This window comes from Xanthomonas cissicola (assembly GCF_008801575.1).
Classification (GTDB): domain Bacteria; phylum Pseudomonadota; class Gammaproteobacteria; order Xanthomonadales; family Xanthomonadaceae; genus Xanthomonas; species Xanthomonas cissicola.
The window spans coordinates 49302-68138 of record NZ_VZPL01000026.1; the positions used below are offsets into that span (position 1 = coordinate 49302).

The 18837-nt window shown below is 65.4% G+C and carries 13 protein-coding genes and 3 pseudogenes; 6 read left to right on the forward strand and 10 right to left on the reverse strand.

The features are described 5' to 3' along the window. Positions 1-125: 125 nt before the first annotated feature. Complete coding sequence (locus F7R02_RS12810) at positions 126-1784, reverse strand: PA domain-containing protein (RefSeq protein WP_016848855.1); 1659 nt, start codon at positions 1782-1784, stop codon at positions 126-128. Then, the gene (locus F7R02_RS12815) at positions 1777-2202 is read right to left on the reverse strand and encodes a post-PEP-CTERM-1 domain-containing protein (protein ID WP_139370880.1); all 426 of its coding nucleotides are present in this window, start codon (positions 2200-2202) and stop codon (positions 1777-1779) included. Before F7R02_RS12815 ends, F7R02_RS12810 begins: the two co-directional genes overlap by 8 nt. Before the next feature lie 347 nt (positions 2203-2549). Here F7R02_RS12815 and arsC point away from each other — a divergent pair, with 347 nt between their 5' ends. Both arsC and def read left to right on the forward strand, forming a co-directional pair. Further along, positions 2550-2972 carry an arsenate reductase (glutaredoxin) gene (arsC, locus tag F7R02_RS12820; RefSeq protein WP_078589295.1) on the forward strand — a complete coding sequence of 141 codons (423 nt, stop codon included), beginning with the start codon at positions 2550-2552 and terminating at the stop codon, positions 2970-2972. A gap of 335 nt (positions 2973-3307) precedes the next feature. Continuing rightward, the gene (gene def, locus F7R02_RS12830; RefSeq protein ID WP_003483472.1) at positions 3308-3823 is read left to right on the forward strand and encodes a peptide deformylase; all 516 of its coding nucleotides are present in this window, start codon (positions 3308-3310) and stop codon (positions 3821-3823) included. A 195-nt stretch (positions 3824-4018) separates the two neighbouring features. Here the strand turns inward: def and F7R02_RS12835 are convergent, their stop codons facing one another. Continuing rightward, the gene (locus tag F7R02_RS12835; protein WP_033485091.1) at positions 4019-4963 is read right to left on the reverse strand and encodes a DegV family protein; all 945 of its coding nucleotides are present in this window, start codon (positions 4961-4963) and stop codon (positions 4019-4021) included. 479 nt (positions 4964-5442) lie between these two features. Here F7R02_RS12835 and F7R02_RS12840 point away from each other — a divergent pair. Further along, positions 5443-6258, forward strand: a pseudogene (locus F7R02_RS12840) (GH12 family glycosyl hydrolase domain-containing protein). Positions 6259-6523: 265 nt separating this feature from the next. Here F7R02_RS12840 and F7R02_RS12845 read toward each other — a convergent pair. From F7R02_RS12845 to F7R02_RS12865, 4 genes and pseudogenes are all read right to left on the reverse strand, one after another. After that, a pseudogene (locus F7R02_RS12845) lies at positions 6524-8277 on the reverse strand (rhamnogalacturonan lyase B N-terminal domain-containing protein). 331 nt (positions 8278-8608) lie between these two features. Continuing rightward, positions 8609-8935 carry a hypothetical protein gene (locus F7R02_RS12850; protein ID WP_005933551.1) on the reverse strand — a complete coding sequence of 109 codons (327 nt, stop codon included), beginning with the start codon at positions 8933-8935 and terminating at the stop codon, positions 8609-8611. Between the two features lie 292 nt (positions 8936-9227). Beyond that, the gene (locus tag F7R02_RS12860) at positions 9228-10508 is read right to left on the reverse strand and encodes an amidohydrolase family protein (RefSeq protein WP_078589297.1); all 1281 of its coding nucleotides are present in this window, start codon (positions 10506-10508) and stop codon (positions 9228-9230) included. Then, positions 10505-11905, reverse strand: coding sequence for an amidohydrolase (locus F7R02_RS12865; protein ID WP_078589298.1), 1401 nt, complete (start codon positions 11903-11905; stop codon positions 10505-10507). The genes F7R02_RS12860 and F7R02_RS12865 overlap by 4 nt, the downstream gene beginning before the upstream one ends. 133 nt (positions 11906-12038) lie before the next feature. Here F7R02_RS12865 and F7R02_RS12870 point away from each other — a divergent pair, with 133 nt between their 5' ends. Further along, on the forward strand, positions 12039-12605 hold the full coding sequence (locus F7R02_RS12870) for a DUF924 family protein (RefSeq protein WP_172397201.1): 567 nt from the start codon (positions 12039-12041) through the stop codon (positions 12603-12605). 153 nt (positions 12606-12758) lie between these two features. On the opposite strand, the gene F7R02_RS12875 is transcribed toward F7R02_RS12870, so the two are convergent. Beyond that, positions 12759-13628 carry a hypothetical protein gene (locus tag F7R02_RS12875; RefSeq protein ID WP_078589302.1) on the reverse strand — a complete coding sequence of 290 codons (870 nt, stop codon included), beginning with the start codon at positions 13626-13628 and terminating at the stop codon, positions 12759-12761. Between the two features lie 196 nt (positions 13629-13824). Further along, positions 13825-14751 carry a Grx4 family monothiol glutaredoxin gene (gene grxD, locus F7R02_RS12880; RefSeq protein WP_005913558.1) on the reverse strand — a complete coding sequence of 309 codons (927 nt, stop codon included), beginning with the start codon at positions 14749-14751 and terminating at the stop codon, positions 13825-13827. A gap of 45 nt (positions 14752-14796) precedes the next feature. Here grxD and F7R02_RS12885 point away from each other — a divergent pair, with 45 nt between their 5' ends. Both F7R02_RS12885 and F7R02_RS12890 read left to right on the forward strand, forming a co-directional pair. Further along, positions 14797-15588 (forward strand): polysaccharide deacetylase family protein, encoded by a 792-nt coding sequence (locus F7R02_RS12885; protein ID WP_172397200.1) that lies wholly within the window; start codon positions 14797-14799, stop codon positions 15586-15588. Between the two features lie 290 nt (positions 15589-15878). Continuing rightward, entirely contained in the window at positions 15879-18074 is a 2196-nt protein-coding gene (locus F7R02_RS12890) for a TonB-dependent siderophore receptor (RefSeq protein WP_078589306.1), read from the forward strand. A gap of 657 nt (positions 18075-18731) precedes the next feature. Here F7R02_RS12890 and F7R02_RS12900 read toward each other — a convergent pair. After that, positions 18732-18837: pseudogene (locus F7R02_RS12900) on the reverse strand (IS5/IS1182 family transposase); the annotation flags it as partial.

The following is an 18837-nucleotide window of genomic DNA, read 5'->3' on the forward strand; positions in this document are numbered from 1 at the left end:
CGCCGTGGTGTGCATCGTCGCCACGCTGCATGGACCGCGTGGCCTGCACGCAACAACGCGGCAGCAGACAAACGAACGGCGCCTTCCGGCGCCGTTCGCATCGCTTCACATCACGCGTTCGGTGCTTATGGGCGCACCTTGGTGGCGCAGACGAAGACCGCTGCCTGTTGCACGCGGCTGATCACGCCCTGGCTCTGCAGCTCGCGCGCGTGTTCGTCCATGCAGGTCAGGTAACCCAGGCGGTTGCCGACGTTCTGCGTCTTGCACAGGCTGCTTTCGGCAGACACGTTCGCGCCCGGAATCAGGCCGCCGGTCTCCAGCGTCGGGACCGAGGTGTTGCAGGTGCCCAACTTGGCCGGCCCGGTGTTCAAGGTCCAACCGATGTCGGCAAACAGCGCCGGGGTCAGGTCGATGTTGACGTGCGCCTGCACTTCCGGCGTGTCGAACGGTTCCATCAAGGCATTGGGCTGCAGATCGGTATCGAAGTGCGAGAACGTCGAACCGCCGGCCACCACGCTGGGCGAGTACAGCCGCGTGCGGCCTGCGCTGTCGGTGCCCTGCAGCAGCTGCGGATCTTCGTACAGCGCCGCGACCACCGCAGTGCTGCCCTTCAGGCGCGCGCCATCGGCCTGCGAGACCATGATGGCGGGGATGGTAATGTCGGTGATCGGCGGTGATGCGTTGCCCATCGTCTGCACACCGGCCGCGTTGTTGGCGACGATGACGCCCACCGCGCCGTTGAGCTGCGCGTTCTTCACCTTGATCGCGAACGCGCAGGTGCCGCGGTCGATCAGCGCCACCTTGCCGGCCACATCGGCCGCATTGACGAACGGGGTTTCGCAGCCATCGCTGGCCGATGCGGCCGCCACGCCGTCGTTGACCGTCACCACCGAACGCGCCGGGAAATTGGCCGCGGTGGCCAGCGGACCGAAGCTGGCAAAACCCACTTCGAACTTGCCCGCAGCGCTGGCCGGTGCGGTGACGCGCAGCAGCGTACGCGGATCCAGGATCAACGCCGCCTCGCGATTCACGCGCGTCCCGGCCCATACCGTACGGCCGGGCGTGCGCATCGCTTCGGCGCGCAGGGCGTTGGTCATGGTCGGGTCGTCGAAGCGCTTGTTCTGGACGTTGTCGTAGGCCTGCGAGGTGTAGACGTCGGTCAGGCCGCTGCCCGAACCCAGCACGCCGGTGGTCTTGTTGAGGAAGCCGGCCGCGCCCAGGCCGTGGCCGATCTCATGCATCACCACGTTGAGGAAGTTGATCTGGCCTTCGGGCGTCTTGCCGTCCAGACCCAGATACCAGCCGGAACCGGCCAGGCAATCGTCCTTGCCCAGGTCGCCGTTGAACTGCGAAAACACGTCGGCCGGATCGGACGGATCCGGCACCAGGTCCTGCCCGGCGATCGCATCGCCCAGCGCGGACGGATACAGCGTATTGGCCTTGGCACCGGGGAAGTTGTTGACGATCCAGTTCGGGCCGGCCTGGCCCAGCGTGCCGCCGGTGGCGGTACAGGTCAGCCGCGCGAACGAGGCATACACCTTGATCTCGACGTTGCTCTGCAGCACCGCGCCCCACAGGTCCATGGCGTACTGGTATGCGATGCGGCGTTGCTCGCCGATCGTGCGGCCCGGGTTGCCGCCCAGCGGTGCGGCAGCGGTCGGGTCGTTCAAACCGACCACGGTGCCGGCATCGCCATTGATCAGCGTGACATTGGCGGCCCGAGCATGCAGCGGTGCCAGGGCGGCCGCCACGGCCAGGGACAACAGCAACAAGGGCTTATTCATGCGGCAGCGCTCCGTGCTCGGCGTGGGTGGGTTGGGTGGTGCCGGCCCCGTCGCTGTGTTCGATGACGATGCGTCCATCGGCCTGACGGGTTGCCGTCAACGAACTCATCTGGGTGGCCGGCAACTTGCGCGCCACGGTGCCATTGGGCAGGCGCCGCTCGGTCGCGCGTGCGGCCGCTTCGGTCTGCGGAACCGAGCTACGTGCGGCGCTGCTACGTGCTGCGGAGGCGGCTGCAGCCGCCTGCTGATCCAGCGCCGCGCTCTCGGCGTCGGTCAGCGGGCGCAATTTGCCGGTGGTGGGGTCGATACCGACCTTGGAACTGCCAGTAGCTGCTTCCTGCGCTGCAGCGATCGCCGGCAGGCATGCGACACACAACACACCGGACAGCATCCATCCGGGCTTGCGAAAGCTCATCATCGTTGGGGTTTCCTTGGGTCCAACAGGGGAAAAAACGCCGTGCTGACACCGGCGCTCGGGAGAATCCTTCCGTTTCAGTCTGCTCATGACTGAATCATGAATCCGTGATTTGTGTCAATCTTTTGACACATTCGCCGTCGAATGCGAAGCGGCAACCTGAAAAAGTCATCGGCAGGGTTTGCAGTCTGGGAATTCATTTCTCCCGGCACCGCCATCAAGGCGCCAGCGCACGCCGTGGCCGGCGCTCGGCATCCCCGGACGCCACTCGTACACTGGCCGGTCTGGTCGTCGTTCGGACATCCGTTGCCGGCGCCGCCTTCCATCAGCCAACCCAGCGCCAGGCCACCATGCACGCCGTCATCTACCACAATCCCCGTTGCGGGACCTCACGCAACACCCTTGCCCTGATCCGCCACACCGGCGTCGAACCGCAGATCGTCGACTACCTGCAGCATCCGCCGAGCCGCCAGACGCTGCAGTCGCTCATCGCCGCTGCCGGCATCACGGTCCGCGAGGCCATCCGCCAGAAAGGCACGCCCTATCTGGAACTGGGACTGGACGATCCGACCCTGGACGATGCGACACTGTTGAGCGCAATGCTCGCCCATCCGATCCTGATCAACCGCCCATTCGTCCAGACCGCGCGCGGCACGCGCCTGTGCCGCCCCTCCGAATTGGTACTGGACCTGTTGCCGCCAGCCACGCACGGCTTCATCAAGGAAGACGGCGAACGCGTGCTGGACGAGGCCGGTCAACGCATTGGCCGCTGACATGTTCGAGCCGGTTCAACCGGTGCGAAGCGGGTGTTGCACCTTCACGCTGGCCGCAGCGCTGACGATAGGCGCAGTACGCTTATTCACAGGGCGATGAACAAGCCTGTTACACGCCCGCTTGCGCATGCACTACACCTGCTGAGTGCGGCAAGACAAGGCGACTGTCGGCACCGTGCGCTGGCGCGAGCGGCGCCCGGAGCCGGGCATGCACAACCCGCGGCAACTACCATCCGTTCACTGCAGCGTCTGCGTGCCGTTGCACCGCCTGCACCTGTTCGCTACCGGTCGTCAGCCGCTCTAGAATCCACGCCACGATCGTCAGGAGCACCCGCATGATTCGCGAAATTATCCGCATGGGCGACAAGCGCCTGCTACGCGTGGCACCGCCGGTCACCAACCTGGGAAGCGCCGAGTTGCACACGCTGGTTGCCGATATGTTCGAAACCATGGACGCGGCGCGTGGCGTCGGTCTGGCAGCACCGCAGATCGCGGTGGATCTGCAATTGATGGTGTTCGGTTTCGACGCCAGCGAGCGCTATCCGGAAGCGCCCGCAGTGCCGCGCACGGCCCTGGCCAATGCGCAGATCGAACCGCTGTCGGAAGACATGGAAAACGGCTGGGAAGGCTGTCTGTCGATTCCCGGCCTGCGCGCAGTGATTCCGCGCTATCGCTTCATTCGCTACCGCGGCTTCGCACCCGACGGCAGCCCGATCGAGCGCGACGCCGAAGGCTTCCACGCACGCGTGGTGCAGCACGAATACGATCATCTGGTCGGTCGCCTGTATCCCTCGCGCATCGAGAATTTCGACACGTTCGGTTTCGAAGACGTGCTGTCCTACGATCTCTAGCAGGTCGTTCGCTGTGTCCATGGCGGCAGCCATCTGGGCTGGATTTCGCCTCATTCAAGACGGCCATCAGCAAGCTGCCTGGCGCGGTGCCCTCGTCGCTAGCGTCAGCGTTGGCGGCATGAACGCAGCGGCGACTCGCGGTGGATTGACGGCGTGTCTGGCGAGCGGCGAGGGTAGCGCACCCCCGGCCATGCCTCAGGCCGAAAACGCGTGTGGCTCGGCGGCAAATCCGACCGCCAAGGCGCCCTTGCCGACGTTGACCATGCCGGTCAGGCTCATCACGCTTTCCAGGAGTTCCACGCCGTGGGTTTGGCAGGCGCCCTGCAGTGCGGCGTAGCCGGGCAGGGCATGCAGCTCGGCCAGCTCGCCGCCGTAGCCCACGCACACCGTTGGCGTCATCAGACCGTCGCGAATCTTGCGCACGGTAAAGCCGAACAGCTTTTCGGCCGAAGGTCCGAAACCCTTCAGCTTGGCCACCGGCTCGGTGACGCCGCGGTAGGCGCGCAGCACCGGTTTGATGTCCAGCGCGCTGCCGAGCGCGGCGCCGATCAGGCCGACGCTGCGATCGCCCTTGGTGCGTGCACGTGCGCGCAGGTAATAGAGATCGCGTGGAATCATGTAGCCATAGGTGTGCTCGGCCAGCTGTTCCAGACGGGTACGGATGACCGCCACGCTCTGGCCCTGGTCGCGCAGGCGGGCCGCCTCCACGGCGGTGATGCCCTGGCCGGCGAACAGGTTGAGCGTGTCGATCACCCGTAGCGCGAACGGCGAGGTGTGGCCTGCGGCCTGCCGAATCGGCTTGTAGTCGTTGAGGATCGCGAAGCTGGCCTGCATCGCGTTGTCGAAGATCTGGCTGCGGAGTTTGGAAATGGTCAGGCAGAACACATGGTCGTAGTCGATGACCAGTTGTTGCAGGAACAGATCGCGGATCTGGTTGACCGAAAACGGCGTGGTTTCCGCTTCGTGCCCGCGCTCGGCCACGTGCGCCTGCAGAAAGCTCAGCGTGGCTTCCTCGTCGCGGTGATCGGCCAGCACCGCCTCGCCGATGCGCACGCTGATCGGCAATACAACGATGTTGTGACGTTGGATGAAGTCCTGCGGCAGATCGCACGCGCTGTCCACCACGATTCCGATACGCATCGTCGCCCCCTCCGGCTGTTGCGTTGTCTGTCGTGCGAACGCTATCGCAAAACGGCGCCGCCGCGTAGGCCTGAGGTGGAGCTTGTTCCGGGCACCGATCGCCCGGATGGCGGCCGGACTGATCCAGACCGTTGGCAGCGACGCCGCACTGCGTTGAAAGACATTGCACGAGCAAGCGACGCCGCCTGGCACGTGGGGAGACGGACGATGGCTATGTGGCTATGCACCATTCGCCGCCCCCACGCCCGGGCGTATTCGCGCGAAACCTGCCGCTGCGCCCTCGTCCTGTGACCTAAGTGCTAGCCAGCGCACGCTCCAAGTGCAAGGTGGCACCCGCTCGCGCTTGGCCGGGTGGCGCCGCCGGAATCGTTATAGCTCCCCGCGCGGTGCCGCTGCTAGGGTCCAACCCCGACTGCCGCACGGCAGGTCCCGACAGCGCTGCACCAGCGCCGCCGCGTTGAATCATACGGAGAGTCACTATGCACAACTGCCCATCCAGCTCCCTTGTCCAGACGTGCGCCCAGGCGCCGACCCCGCGGCGGCGCGCCGCGCGCTGGTGGACCGCGGCGCTCGCCTTCGGTCTGGTCGCGCTCACCCCGGTGGCGCTCGCCGGCCCGTACAAGATCTTTGGCAACCACTATGCGTGGGTGAACAATTTCAACGATCCCAACAACATCATCCAGGGCACGTTCGGCACCGGCAGTACGCCGGAGTTGACGGTCACCTTCAACTTCGCCGACTACAACCTCTACGGCTATCCCGCGATCGTGCGCGGCTGGCATTACGACTGGAATCCGACCACCGACACGCTGTTCCCAAGCAGATCTCCTCGATCAGCTCGCTGCCATTCAAATTCAATTACAGCGCAGGCGGCACCAATTTGGCCGGTGATTTCGCCTACGACATCTTCTTTCGCTGGGACACCGCAAAGGGCCAATCCGCAGCTGGAAGTGATGATCTGGGGCGACCACAATTCCTGGCCGGTCGGCACCGTGACCGCGACCAAGGTCATCACCGCGGGCGGGCGTACCTTCGACCTGTGGGAAGGCTTCAATTCCGGCGCCGGCTATTACGTCTACACCTTCATCCCGACCGGGACCGCCGGCCAGCCGACGCTGAAGACCAGCGGCAGCCTCAACGTGGATGCCAAGCCGTTTCTGACCTGGCTGCAGAACAACCGCTCCAAGGATGGCCGCTACAGCAACAGCATGTATCTGCATGCGGCCGAAGCGGGCTTTGAAGTGGTACGCGGCAATGGATGGGCCAAGGTCAGCGCGACCTTGGATGCGAAGTAAGCGCAGCCGCAGCGGTGTTGTGCGTGTCGGCGGTACCGGTCGGCACGCACACGGTTTTTGTCAAAGTTGGACAAGTCGCCGCCTGTGCGTTGTTCGCTAGCGACTATCGGCGCAGCTCGTTGCGCACATGACAGCGACGTGGCGTGTGTGGCGCATGTCGCTTCGGTATCGGATTTCGAATGAGCTCACGGTGAGCGATGTGCATGGATGACTGCATCTGCGCGGCATGTGGTCGCGTACGTGCTGGTGCGCAGATCTGGAGCGGCTAACACTGTGCCGCTAAACGGGCGGTGCGGGTGTCAAGAACATCGGAACGGCTGAGCGCTGCATGCCGACGCCACGCACCAGCCGCGCATGCCTGGCAGCTGCGCGGATCGTGTGTTCGGACGCTGCTATAACGCCACCAGCTGGATGCTGTCGAACACGATTGCCGGGCTGAGGTAACCGTTGTCCGGGAGCCGGAGGCAATGCCGATCTCGATGCGGTTGTTGCCGGCCTGCAAGGCAGAGGCGGGGATGTCCACTTCGTACAGGGTGTTGTTGCCACGCGCAGTGCCGCGCGTGATGCCGCGTGTCTTTGGTTACGTGGGCGCGGCAGGCACCGGGCCGTTCCAGCGTGCATCCACGCTGATCTGCGGACGTGCGCTGCCCTGTGCCAACGGCACGAAGATACGCAGGCGATAGCCGCGCACCTCGTTGGCGGGCAGGGTGAAGTCGATCCGGCTCAGGGTGTTGATGCCGCGCCACTGCATCGCCGGAAAGCTGCTCAGGCTGCTCGATCCCACGGTGTAGGTCACCGCAGACCAGTGCATGCGCGCATCGGAAGGGTGCGCCCGCGGTAACAGGTCCGCATATCTGAACCCTGCCGGCGTGCCATCGGGAATGCCGATCTGCCACTTCACCATGCCCGGCAAAACGACTGCCTGCAGTGCGGCGTGCGCAGTGGCGCCGGCGGAAACCTCGATGTTGCGTTGTGCGACGTCCAGTTCGTTCTGGTAGAGCGTCATGCGATAGCTGCCCGGGCGAACACCCGTCACCTGGTAGTCCCCACTGCCGTCGGCGGTGGCCCAGTACTGCGCTTGCGCATTGCGCAGACCGATGACGGCCGGCTGGCCCGGCAACACGCCGCCGACGTGCCCGCTCACTGCGCCGCGCCCGCTTGCCGGCAAATAACCGCTCAGGCCCAGCGTGGCATCAATGAAGGCGGTGTCCAGTTGCGCACTCGACGGCGAGCTCCCATCGGTGAACAGCAGCCCGTACACACCGTGCAGGCCGCCGCGAAACGCTTCGGTCTGGGTGTGATCGGAATACATGTAGTGATAGAGCTCATGCGTCACGCTGGTCTTCTGTGTCGCGATGTCCTTGAAGAACGGGCCGCCCGCGCTGCGCTCGCGGTTGCCCATCAGCATGAACACGGCAACGCCAGAGCCGCTGACGCCATGAACCTGGTCGTCATCATTCGACTGGCGGAATAGAACTTGGAACTGCTGCGCCCATCCGGCAATAGAAAGACATCGTTGCTTTCGATCGCTTTGCCGACATTGGAATCGGGCTCCTGCTGCGCATTCGGCAACGTGGACACGTTCAAGCGGGCGACGAAGCGCAATTCGCACACCGGCATCAAGCTTGGCGCATCGGTGGCCATGTAGATCGCGTTGCGGCCCTTGCGCGCGATGTAGTACTGGACCAAGTCGCCGGCCTTGGCCGACACCACGATCGTCTCGCCAACGATGCGTGCATCTACACTGGCACTGCCCAGCCCCGAAGCGATGTGCGAGCCCTTCGATTCGGTGGTCTGCAGTTCGTTGTCGCGATAGCGCATCGAGACGATGTCGCAATTCCGGGCATCGACCGCAAACACCAGCTCGGCGCCGCTGTCGACGATCACGCGGTCGCCGCTGCGGCTGATCCCGAAGTCGGCCAGCGCAGGTGCGCTGACGCCGGCATAGAGCAGCAGCGCACAGGCGAAGGTATGTGGACGATTGCGAGGCACGCGGGTGAGTGTCCGGAAGCAAGGCATGGTCGCGATGCGTGCGCGCGATGCCAGGCGAGTGCTGAAGACGGAGACTGTGCGCACTGCTCGAAATTCCAGCGATCAAGGGTGGAGTCGTTGGTTGCTTGCGGGCATCGCTGACTGTCGCCACAGTGGGCAACTGCAATTAGCAGTTCTGGCGGCCGCCATGAAGAGGCTACCAAACGTCGAGAGCCGTTGTCGGTTGGCGTGGAGGGCAGACGGCAACCGCGCTGCACGAGCGGGACATGCCGCACGGATCAGCGGCCGCTTGGGGCCTGGCAGTGAACGCAGTCGCCTTGCCAACTGCTTCTGCGACGCATCGACGTCGTTGCACGGCTCAGCGCAAGGCATCTCGCGCCGAGGCGATGTCCGCCATCCAATGCGTGCGCTTGCCGATCACGAAGCGGTATTGGTTTCCGTCATCCAGCCGGACTGCCAGCGATGTCGGCGCGATCGGCAGCAGGCCGAACAGGCGCGTCCAGCAGGGCTGCATCGCCACGATCTGCCGCAACGGCAGGCTCAGCGACTGGCACTGCACATTGAATGCATGCGGCTGAAACAGCAGCGCATCTGCGGTGAGAATCAGGCGTCCGCCCACCGCTTCCATGCCACGCTGCAGATTGGCAGGTGCCTGGCGTAGCACCGCACGATCGATCGAACGCAAGCCGCTACCGTGGAAGAGCGAGCTCACGGTCGTGCAGCGGCGAGGTGGGCGCGTGGCATGTGCCGGGGCAAGACGCCAAGGCGGCAAAGCGCTGTCAGGAGCGAAACCGAGAGCATGCGATAGGCCTTGTGGGAAACAGCACTAGAGCGAAGGCCGCCAGCAAGATGCGGCAGGACGCCATGACGGCACATCGCCTGCGCACAGCAGCCAAGCGGTGCGCCGGTCCCCGCTGCGCCGGTACACCAACGATGAAAGACCATGCTCAGGTGGCGCTTGAGCAACCACCGCACGCCTACTTCAGATAGGCGCGCGGCAGCGGGCCGGCCTGCTGCATGTAGCGGTCGCGCAGCTCGCTCTGGCGCGATCGCATCGGCATGTCGCGGCCGCCCAGCCAGACCTGCTCGGCATAATGCGCCACATCCAGCGGGTCGCCTTCCCACAGCACCAGATCGGCCTGCTTGCCGACCGCAATGCTGCCGATGCGATCGCCCACGCCGAAGATGTCCGCCGGCACGCGGGTCAGACCGGCCAGGCCGGATTCCCATGGCAAGCCATTGGCGACCGCATTGCCGGCCAGCTGGCGCAGTTTGCGCGCGTTGTGCGAGGCATCGCCGTTCTGGGTAAAGCTGACCTCCACACCGGCAGCGCGCAGACGTGCGGCGTTTTCCAGCGTCGCGCCAATCTGGTCGAAGGTCGATGGCAGATCCGCCAGCGCGTCGACCAACACCGGGACCTTGGCCTGCGCCAGTTGTGGCGCGAGCTTCCAGGCCTCGGCGCCGCCGGCAATGGCAATGCGCACCTTTTCGCGCTGCGCCCAGCGCAATAGCTGGCGGATGTCGGCTGCGCGTTCCACCTGCACCACGATGCGACCCCGGCCGGCCAGATAGTTTGCGAGTACCCCGCGTCCAACCGGGGTCAGCAATGCGTGCGGCGAATCGGCCGGGATACGTCCGCGTGCTTCGGCGACCAGTTGATCCAGCAACATCCATTGCGCCGCGCGCGAGCTGCCGGTGAGATCGGACGCCGCTGCACCGATGCGAACAAACAAGGCATGCGGGCCTATCGGATCCGGACTGCCATCCAACCGCACGATGCCGCCCTGGCCAGCGATGAAGGCGCCACTGGTGGTCGCCCCCAACGCGGTGAAGCCGATGCCCTCCACGCGGGCCACCGGCACCAGCACCGAGTCGGGGTTGTAGGCCAGGCCGACGTCGAATTCCGGGCGCATCGGTTGATCGGCCAATTTGACGCCGCTGTCCACGGTGCTTTCTTCGCCAGAGACTTCTTCGATACCGATCTCGGTGATGCCGCCGAACAAGGCCGGCGTCAGTGGGCGGCCTTTTGCTTCGACCACGTGGCCGTCGGTGGGTACTGCCAGGTTGCGGCCGATGGCGCGAATCACGCCGCCCTGCACCAGCACGTCGGTGTTCTGCAGAGTGCCTTGCGCGGTGGCCGTGTGCACGGTGGCGCCGCGAATCAACACCTGCTGCCCGAAGGCCGGCAATGCCAGCGTGGCCATCACCAGCGCCGCGATCGTGCGTAGACGCGGGCGCACAACGGTTGCGCGGCTCATCGTGCCACCTCCTGGCCAAGCATGAAGTCCGACACCGGCTGCAGTGCGCGATTGTGCCGGTCGTAGACCTGCGCGCCGTCGATATACACCTGTTCGGCCAGCGCATACGAACTGAAAGGGTTGCCGTTCCACACCACCACATCGCCCATCTTGCCCGGCTCCAGTGCGCCGGTCTGCTGCCCGATCCCCAGCGCCTTGGCGGCATTGCTGGTGAGCCAGCGGATGGCGCGTTCCGGCGGGATCTCCATGCCACTGCGGCGCGCGTTGGCGATCACCTTGGCGGCTTCCTGGTTGAGCCGCTGGATGCCTTCTTCCGAATCCGAGTGCACGATGGCGCAGCTATTGGCCGGGCGATCGACCAATGCGATGTTTTCCTGGATGCCGTCGAAGGCTTCCATCTTGAAGCCCCACCAGTCGGCCCACAGCGCGCCGCAGACGTTGTCCTGCGCCAGGCGGTCGGCCAGCTTGTACGCCTCCACGCCGTGATGGAAGGCGGCAATGTGGAAGCCGAACTCCTTGGACAGATCCAGCATGGTCGCCATCTCATCGGCGCGGTAGCAGTGGATGTGCACGCGGATATCGCCGTTGATGGCACCGGCCAGTGTGTCGAGCTTGAGATCGCGCTTGCCGCCGGCATCGCCGCTGCTGTCGTTGTCGCCGCCGCGGCTCCACCAATGGCGCTTCTTGGCGGTTTTCTTTTTCGGTGCGTTCTTCTGCAGATACTCGGCCGCGTCGATGAACGCAGCGCGATAGCCGGCCACGTTGCCCATGCGCGTGCCGGGACCACCTTTCTGGCCGTACACGCGTTTGGGGTTTTCGCCACAGGCCATTTTCAGCCCCCATGGTGCACCGGGGAATTTCATGCCCTGGTAGGTGGTGGAGGCGACGTTCTTGAGCGTGACGCCGCGCCCGCCGATCAGATTGGCCGAGCCCGGCAACACCTGCAGCGAGGTGATGCCGCCGGCCAGCGCCGTACCGAAGCCGGGGTCCTGCGGCCAGATCGAGTGCTCGGCCCACACGTTGGGCGTCACCGGTGCGGTCATCTCGTTGCCGTCGCTATGCGCGCTGACGCCCGGGCTGGGATACACGCCCAGATGCGAGTGCACATCGATGATGCCGGGCGTCACCCACTTGCCGGTGCCGTCGATACGGCGCACGTCTGCGGGCGCCTTGAGCGCCTTGCCCACCGCAGCCACCTTGCCATCGCGCAGCAGCACGTCGGCATCGTCCAGCCGCTCGCCGGTGCCGGTGAGCACGGTGGCGTGCTGGATCAGCACCGGAGCGGACGCGAGCGCGCGATAGGTGCTGGGGTAGGGATCTTGCACGAAGCGCGATGCCGCCGACGCAGGCCCGCACAGCACCGCCGCGCCCAGCGCGGCGAACAGGATGGAACGCATGGATTTCCCCGGTAAAACGAAAACGTCAGCCGCCAACCTAGTCGTCGGCGGCGTGCTTGCCAAGTGCTGGAGGTCGAGAGCGGCGGGCTCATCACATGCACCCGTGCATGCTATGCCGAATTCGTCAGGGGGTGTGCCGATGATTGCCAAAACAGAGCGCAACAAGCAGGCCGATGTGGTGTTGGCTTTCTGGGAGCTGGCCGGTGCGGCCCGCTGGTTCACGCACAACGATGCCTTCGATGCCAATTTTCGGCAGCACTTCAGTGAGCAGCATTTCGCCGCCGCACGGGGCGAGTACGCGCAGTGGATGGCGCGCGCCGAAGACGCACTGGCCTTGCTGATCCTGCTGGATCAATTTCCACGCAATGCGTTCCGCGGCAGCGCGCATGCCTATGCCACCGATGGCCTGGCACTGCGGCACGCCAAACAGGCGCTCGCCAGCGGCTTCGATCAACAGGTGTCGGCGCAACTGCGCCTGTTTTTCTATCTGCCCTTCGAGCATGCCGAAGACGCCGATGAGCAGGCGCGCGCGGTGCAGCTGATCACTGCACTGGGCGATGCGCAGACCACCCATTGGGCGTTGGAGCATCAGCGCATCATTGAGCGCTTTGGCCGCTTCCCGCACCGCAATGCGGTGCTGGGACGTGAGACCACCGCAGAAGAGCAGCAGTTTCTGGATGACGGGAGATTTGCCGGTTGAAGACCGGCATCGGCCATCTGCATGCCGATGCTCGAAGTCTGCTGCGCAGCGTGGGTAACCACAGTGTGACCGCCGGGCAGAAGCGGGCATCGCAACGCAGAAGATTTCGCCATGCCCATGCCGCACCAGGCAGTGCGCCAGCAGTCAAGGCGATCAGCAGCCGCCCGGCAATGCTTCCGAACGCCAGCTGGGGCCTTCGCCGAGCAGCAGATAAAACCCGTAACTTTCGTAGCCGCTTTCGGCCAGCACGAAATCGAGCGTGCTGTTGCCGTCGATATCGCCGAATTGCAGCAGATGCGTGCGCAGCGGCAGGTCTTCGCAATCGTCGCAGCCGCTGGCAGCGTGACCCTTGCGGAACTGCCAACGGCTGCCGTCATGCTCGAAGATCGCAAGGACGACGAGCACGCCGGTCGGGTTGTCCGGGTTGCCGGTCTCGATCGGATGGTTGGAGGTCAGGATCGCCACGCGTCGCTGCGGTTGCTGCGTATCGGTGACGATCTGCAGCGCCGCCAGATCCTGCGCGCGATCGGTATTGAACGCGGCCAGCGCCTGCGCCAGGGCTGCCGGCTTGACGCGCTTGCGCAGCTGCGCGGTGTTGTTCACCTGGGCGAACAGCTCGGCCTGTTCGCTGGTGGTGGCGGCGCGGCCGGCAAAGCGCTTGCCGGGATTCACATCCACGGTCGACAGCAGCGGCGAATCGGACAGCGTGGGGTTGCCCTTGATGCGCAGCTTCGCGGTGCCGCCGCACATGCTGTTGTCGTCCACCGTCAGTGCCGCAAGCCGCACGTTGCCCGTGGAAACGCCTGCGTTGAAGACCTGCAAAGGCTGGCCCAGCAGCGCCTTGGGCAGGGTCGATTCCTTGGCGACGTCCTTGCCGAGCCAGAGCGGGATGTATTCCAGCGGATCGTCGGTCGGTTGGTTGTCGTAGGTCTGGACCAATAGCACCGCGCGCGACGGTTCGGCAGCGTGGGTGGCCAACGGCAGCAGCGCGGCCAGGGCGACAGAGAGCAGGCGGGTATGCATTGCAGCGATGTCCTTGTGCAGGTCGATCCATGAAAAAACGGACGCTCAGGGAGCGCCCGTTTCGGTATGCGGTGTGCCGGCCTAGCCTGCTTCTGAGCAAGCTGCGCTCACGCGGTTGTCGCAAGTGCGGCAGTCTGCAGAGGAGCATGACCGGTGAGCGGCAGCCGCGACCGTGCGACTACCGCTGATGTCTTGCTCAGTATTTCGCCACGCCGTTGTCCACCTCGTCCGACCACGCATCGATGCCGCCGGTGACGTTGTAGACGTTGGTGAAGCCCAGGCCACGGAAATGTTCTGCGGCCTGCAGGCTGCGGCCGCCGCGGTGGCACAGGAACGCCAGCGGGGTGTCCTTGGGCAACTGTTCGATGGCGGCGCGCTCGTGCGCATCCAGCGTGCGGAACGGTGCGGCCACCGTGGCCAGCGCGCGCTCGTCGGCCGGGCGCACGTCCACCAGGGTCAGGCTGCCGGCCTTGAGACGGTCGTCGGCGTCGCGCACCGACAGCTCCTGCACCGGCTTGGGCGCATTGGGGTTGTCGATGGCCAGGCCACGGCCGCGGATGTCGTCCACCCAGTCGATGGTGATGCCGTCGGCACGACGCGCGCTGGCCAGGTCGAACTGCACGCGCAGTCCGTTGGATTCAGCCGCAATGGCGTTCGGGTTGGTCGGCGCCAGCTGGAAATTGGGCTGGAAATTGGCATCGATGGCCAGCGTCAGCGAGGCATCCGGCGCATCGGCCAGCGCACCTTTGAGCATCTCGACCGCGGCGGGGGTGATGGTGATCTTGGGCGGGCTGCGGTCGGGCGCCTGCAGGCCGAGCATGCTGCTCAGCTCGCCGCTATCGGCCATCTGCACGATGATGTCGCTGCCGCCGATCAGCTCGCCGTCCACGTACAGCTGCGGGATGGTCGGCCAGTCGCCGTAGGCCTTGATGCCCTCGCGGATTTCCTGGTCGGCCAGCACGTTGACGTGGGCATAGTCGATGCCCAGGCCGTCCAGCACGCCGACCGCCTTGGCCGAAAAACCGCATTGCGGCATGCCGGGCTGGCCTTTCATGAAGAGCACCACGCGGCTGGACTGCAGCAGCGTATCGATACGGGAACGCAGGGCGGGATCGAGAGACATGGCAGCACTTCGGTGGCAGCGTGGAGACCGGGCATTCTACGCCGCATGGCATCATTGGGCATGACCACGCCGGAAACGCTGTATCGCACCCCTTCGCGCCCCTACCGCTGGGTAGGCCTTTTGGCCCTCTCGCAGGTAGCGGTGGCACTGCTGTGGTGGCATCTGGGCTGGGCGTGGGGGCTGCCTGCGCTGCTGCTGTCGCATGCGCTGTTCGTGGTGCCGGTGTTCCTGCCGCGCGCGCGGCTGTACGCGCCGGTGCTGGCGCGGTTATCCGGTCGCGTGCCGCAGGTGTGGCTGACCATCGACGATGGCCCGTCCGACGACACCCCGGCCATCCTCGACCTGCTGGATGCCTACGACGCCAAGGCAACGTTCTTCGTGGTCGGCGCGCGTGCCGAGCAGCGGCCCGAGCTGGTGCGCGACATGGTGCGGCGCGGGCATGGCATCGGCAACCACAGCCACACCCATCCGCAAGCCTGGTTCTGGGCGCTGGGACCGCGCCGGATGGCACAGGAAATCGGCCAGGCGCAGCGCGTGCTGGCGTGCATCACCGGCCAGGCGCCACGGCTGTACCGTTCGGTGGTCGGCATGACCAACCCCTTGGTCGCCTCGCCGCTGCGCGCGCACGGCCTGACCCGGGTGGCCTGGAGCGCGCGCGGTTTCGACGGCGTGCGCTGCGAGCCGGACACCACCATCGCCCGCATCGTGCGCGACCTGCAACCCGGCGCCATCGTGCTGCTGCATGAAGGCGCTACGCACGGCCACAACCTCACCATCCTGCGCGGCGTACTGGAGGCGATGCGCGCGCGCGGCCTGGCGGGGCGGCGACCGCTCTGAGGTCCTGCGCACGGCGTGGCCGATGGCGTGGAAGCGGAGCGTGTGTTGCCGGATCCATCTTCACTGTCGGCAGGCATGCTTCGGTGCGAGGCGACATTTCTTGTTCGCCGGATTGCCCGGAGCTGGCGCTCCTGAGCCCCGGCATCGACCCGCGCATGGATTGACAGCGATTCGACGCGGATCGAACATGCGCCCCCAGCCAGCAAACGGTGCGCGCCTTCCGATGGCGCTGCCGACGCCAGCCTCAATAGCCGTCATCGACGGCCATACTCGCTCTTGAGGCTGACCCCATGTCCCATCGTATCGTCCCTGCGCGCGCGCTGACGCGTGCGGATCTCCGTTCGCCGCAGCTCCCGCTGGCGTACTCCCTGCTGGCGCTGGCGCTGGCCTGCGCATGGCCATTGGCGGCTGCGGCGCAATCGAGCACGCGCGACCCGGTCGATCTGGACCGCCTGCAGATCGAGGCACACCGCGGCGCCGCGACCGAAGGCAGCGACTCCTACACCGCCGATGTGGCGCGCAGTTCGACCAAGCTGGAGCTGTCGCTGCGCGAGACGCCGCAGTCGGTGGTGGTGGTGACCCGCCAGCAGATCGTCGACCGTAACCTGCAATCGCTGCAGGACGTCACCGACACCGTGGCCGGCTTCAACTCGCCGACCTGGGACACCGAGCGCACCTACATCACTGCGCGCGGCTTCGAAGTGGACTACTACCGCATCGACGGCATTCCCACCGACTACACCGGCGACGTGCAGCAGAACATGGCGATCTACGACCGGGTGGAAATCATCCGCGGCGCCAACGGCCTGACCACCGGCGCGGGCAGTCCGGCCGCGTCGATCGACCTGGTGCGCAAGCATGCCGACAGCGATGTGTTCACCGGTCGGGTCGATCTGTCGGCAGGGCGTTGGGACCGCTATCGCGGCACCGTCGACCTGCAATCGCCCTTGAACGCCGCCGGCAACGTGCGTGGACGGGTGGTTGCCAGTGACGAGGACAAACAGTCGTTCCGCGATTACTACAGCAAGCAATCGTCGCTGTTCTACGGCATCGTCGATGCGGATTTCAGCGATGCCACCCGCGGCTACATCGGCGTCAACAAGCAGCGCAACGACGGCCGCGGCACCACCTGGGGCGGCGTGCCGGCGTATTTCAGCGACGGCAGCCGCACCGATTTTGCGCGCTCGGATTCGTTCACGCCGCGCTGGGCGCGCGGCGTGGCCGACACCACCAATGCGTTTGCCGGCCTGACCCATCGCTTCGACAACGGTGCGCAGCTGCACGTGGAATATTCGCATCAGCGGTTCGAAGCCGATTGGAAGTCGGTGCTGTTCGGCTACTTCGATTACCCGGACCGCGAGACCGGCCTGGGCCTTTCCAACACTTTTGGCGGGCGCCATCCCGCAATCACTGCGCAAAACAGCCTGGATGCCTACCTCAGCTTGCCGTTGACCTGGTGGGGCCGCAATCACGAACTGGTCGCCGGTGCCACCTGGATGAACCGCAACGTGCGCAGCTGGTCCAACGGGCCGCAGCCGCCGCAGGTGCTGACGGCCGAAAGCGTCTACGCCTGGACCGGCAGCATGGCGCAGCCGCAATGGACGCCGCTGGTGAAGGGCGAAGAACGCGACGTGCGCCAGGTGGCCGCCTACGCTGCCGGCCGCTTCAGCCTGACCGACGCGCTCACGGCCATCGTCGGCGCACGCGTCACCGACTGGAAGAACACCGATCAGCTGGTGCCGGCCAACACCTACGAGCGCCGTGGTCGCACCACGCCGTACGCCGGCCTGATCCTGGACGTGGACGATCACCATTCGCTCTACGCCAGCTACACCGGCATCTTCAAGCCGCAAAACAATCGCGACCGCAGCGGGCGCTATCTGGCACCGCTGGAAGGCAACAGCTACGAGGTCGGTGCCAAGGGCGAATACCTCGGCGGCCAGCTCAACGCGGCGCTGGCGTTGTTCCGTATCGAGCAGGACAACCTGGCGGTCAACGACCCCGGACAACTCGTGCCCGGCACCACCAATCAGGCCTTCCTGGCCGCGAAGGGCACGGTCAGCCAGGGGGTGGAATTCCAGCTCGATGGGCAGCTTTCCGAGCAGTGGCGGATCGCGTTCGGCTTTGCCCAGTTCGATGCCAACGATGCCAGCGGCGTCGACGTCAATCCGACCAGCCCGCGTCGCGAGGCTACCCTGTTCGCCAGTTGGCAGACCGGCCCATGGCGCGTGGGCGGTGGCCTGAGCTGGCAGTCGGCCATCCACGAATTGATGTCCGGGCCACTGGGCAGCACGCAGCGGCTGACTCAGGACAGCGTGGTGTTGGCCAACGCCATGGCACGCTACGACATCAACCAGGCATGGTCGGCGCAGCTCAACGTGCGCAACCTGTTCGACCGCAAGTACTACGCCAACATCGTCTATCAAAGCCAGTTGATCTACGGCGACCCGCGCGATGTGGAGCTGACGCTGTCCTGGAAGTTCTGACCTTGTTCCAGACGACAAGCGTTGGCGGTATTCATGCCGCTACCGAGCCTCCACCGACGGACTTACGGCGTGTCCCGCTAGCGGTGAGGGCGCCGCGCACTTGGCAAACCAGGCCTTTGCCTGCATCCAAACGGCGCGGCGACTCGATCACTTGGTTGTCCCGAAGTGATTGGTCATCGCGGAGGGGTCAGTTGTAGAGCGGATGATCTGCGACCTGGCTGCACGGCCCGCCCGCCCACCATCGCAGGACACGCCGCAAGTACGTCCGTGTAGGCTCTTACGCGGCATCCATGCCGCGTAAGGTCCCGCGACGGTGGGCGGACAAGGACCAGTCGAGAGCGTCGGTATGCATGGCAAGAGCAGGAACGGCGGCCGGCGGGTCAGATGCAGCGGTGGTTGCATGGACCTTGTGCGATCTGGACGACGTGGTCTAATTTCCGAACAACACGTTCCGTCGAAGGCGGGCAGCAAGTTGATTGGGTTTGCCCCTATCGCTAAATAGCCATGCACCCATGCATGCAAGCGACCAAGCCGCTGCGTTAAGGAAGGTCTGAATAACGAGGCCTGAGAGTGCGGGATGTCGCGTCGTTCCGAAGAGTGGCGTTTGAATCTTTGGAATTTCGCCATTTCTGGCGCTTTCCGTGGGAATTTCCTGGTTTACAGGCGCACGCTCCCCATAGCCGGCAGCAACTGCTTTCGCTTCATCCACAGATTGGAGAGCGCAAACAAGGTCAGCACGTGTGCGGTGTTTTTGGCCAGGCCG

Coding starts and splice junctions, on each gene's coding strand:
- F7R02_RS12810 (WP_016848855.1), bottom strand. CDS start 1,784: ATGAATAAGCCCTTGTTGCTGTTGTCCCTGGCCGTGGCGGCCGCCCTG.
- F7R02_RS12815 (WP_139370880.1), bottom strand. CDS start 2,202: ATGATGAGCTTTCGCAAGCCCGGATGGATGCTGTCCGGTGTGTTGTGT.
- arsC (WP_078589295.1), top strand. CDS start 2,550: ATGCACGCCGTCATCTACCACAATCCCCGTTGCGGGACCTCACGCAAC.
- def (WP_003483472.1), top strand. CDS start 3,308: ATGATTCGCGAAATTATCCGCATGGGCGACAAGCGCCTGCTACGCGTG.
- F7R02_RS12835 (WP_033485091.1), bottom strand. CDS start 4,963: ATGCGTATCGGAATCGTGGTGGACAGCGCGTGCGATCTGCCGCAGGAC.
- F7R02_RS12860 (WP_078589297.1), bottom strand. CDS start 10,508: ATGAGCCGCGCAACCGTTGTGCGCCCGCGTCTACGCACGATCGCGGCG.
- F7R02_RS12865 (WP_078589298.1), bottom strand. CDS start 11,905: ATGCGTTCCATCCTGTTCGCCGCGCTGGGCGCGGCGGTGCTGTGCGGG.
- F7R02_RS12875 (WP_078589302.1), bottom strand. CDS start 13,628: ATGCATACCCGCCTGCTCTCTGTCGCCCTGGCCGCGCTGCTGCCGTTG.
- grxD (WP_005913558.1), bottom strand. CDS start 14,751: ATGTCTCTCGATCCCGCCCTGCGTTCCCGTATCGATACGCTGCTGCAG.
- F7R02_RS12885 (WP_172397200.1), top strand. CDS start 14,797: ATGGCATCATTGGGCATGACCACGCCGGAAACGCTGTATCGCACCCCT.
- F7R02_RS12890 (WP_078589306.1), top strand. CDS start 15,879: ATGTCCCATCGTATCGTCCCTGCGCGCGCGCTGACGCGTGCGGATCTC.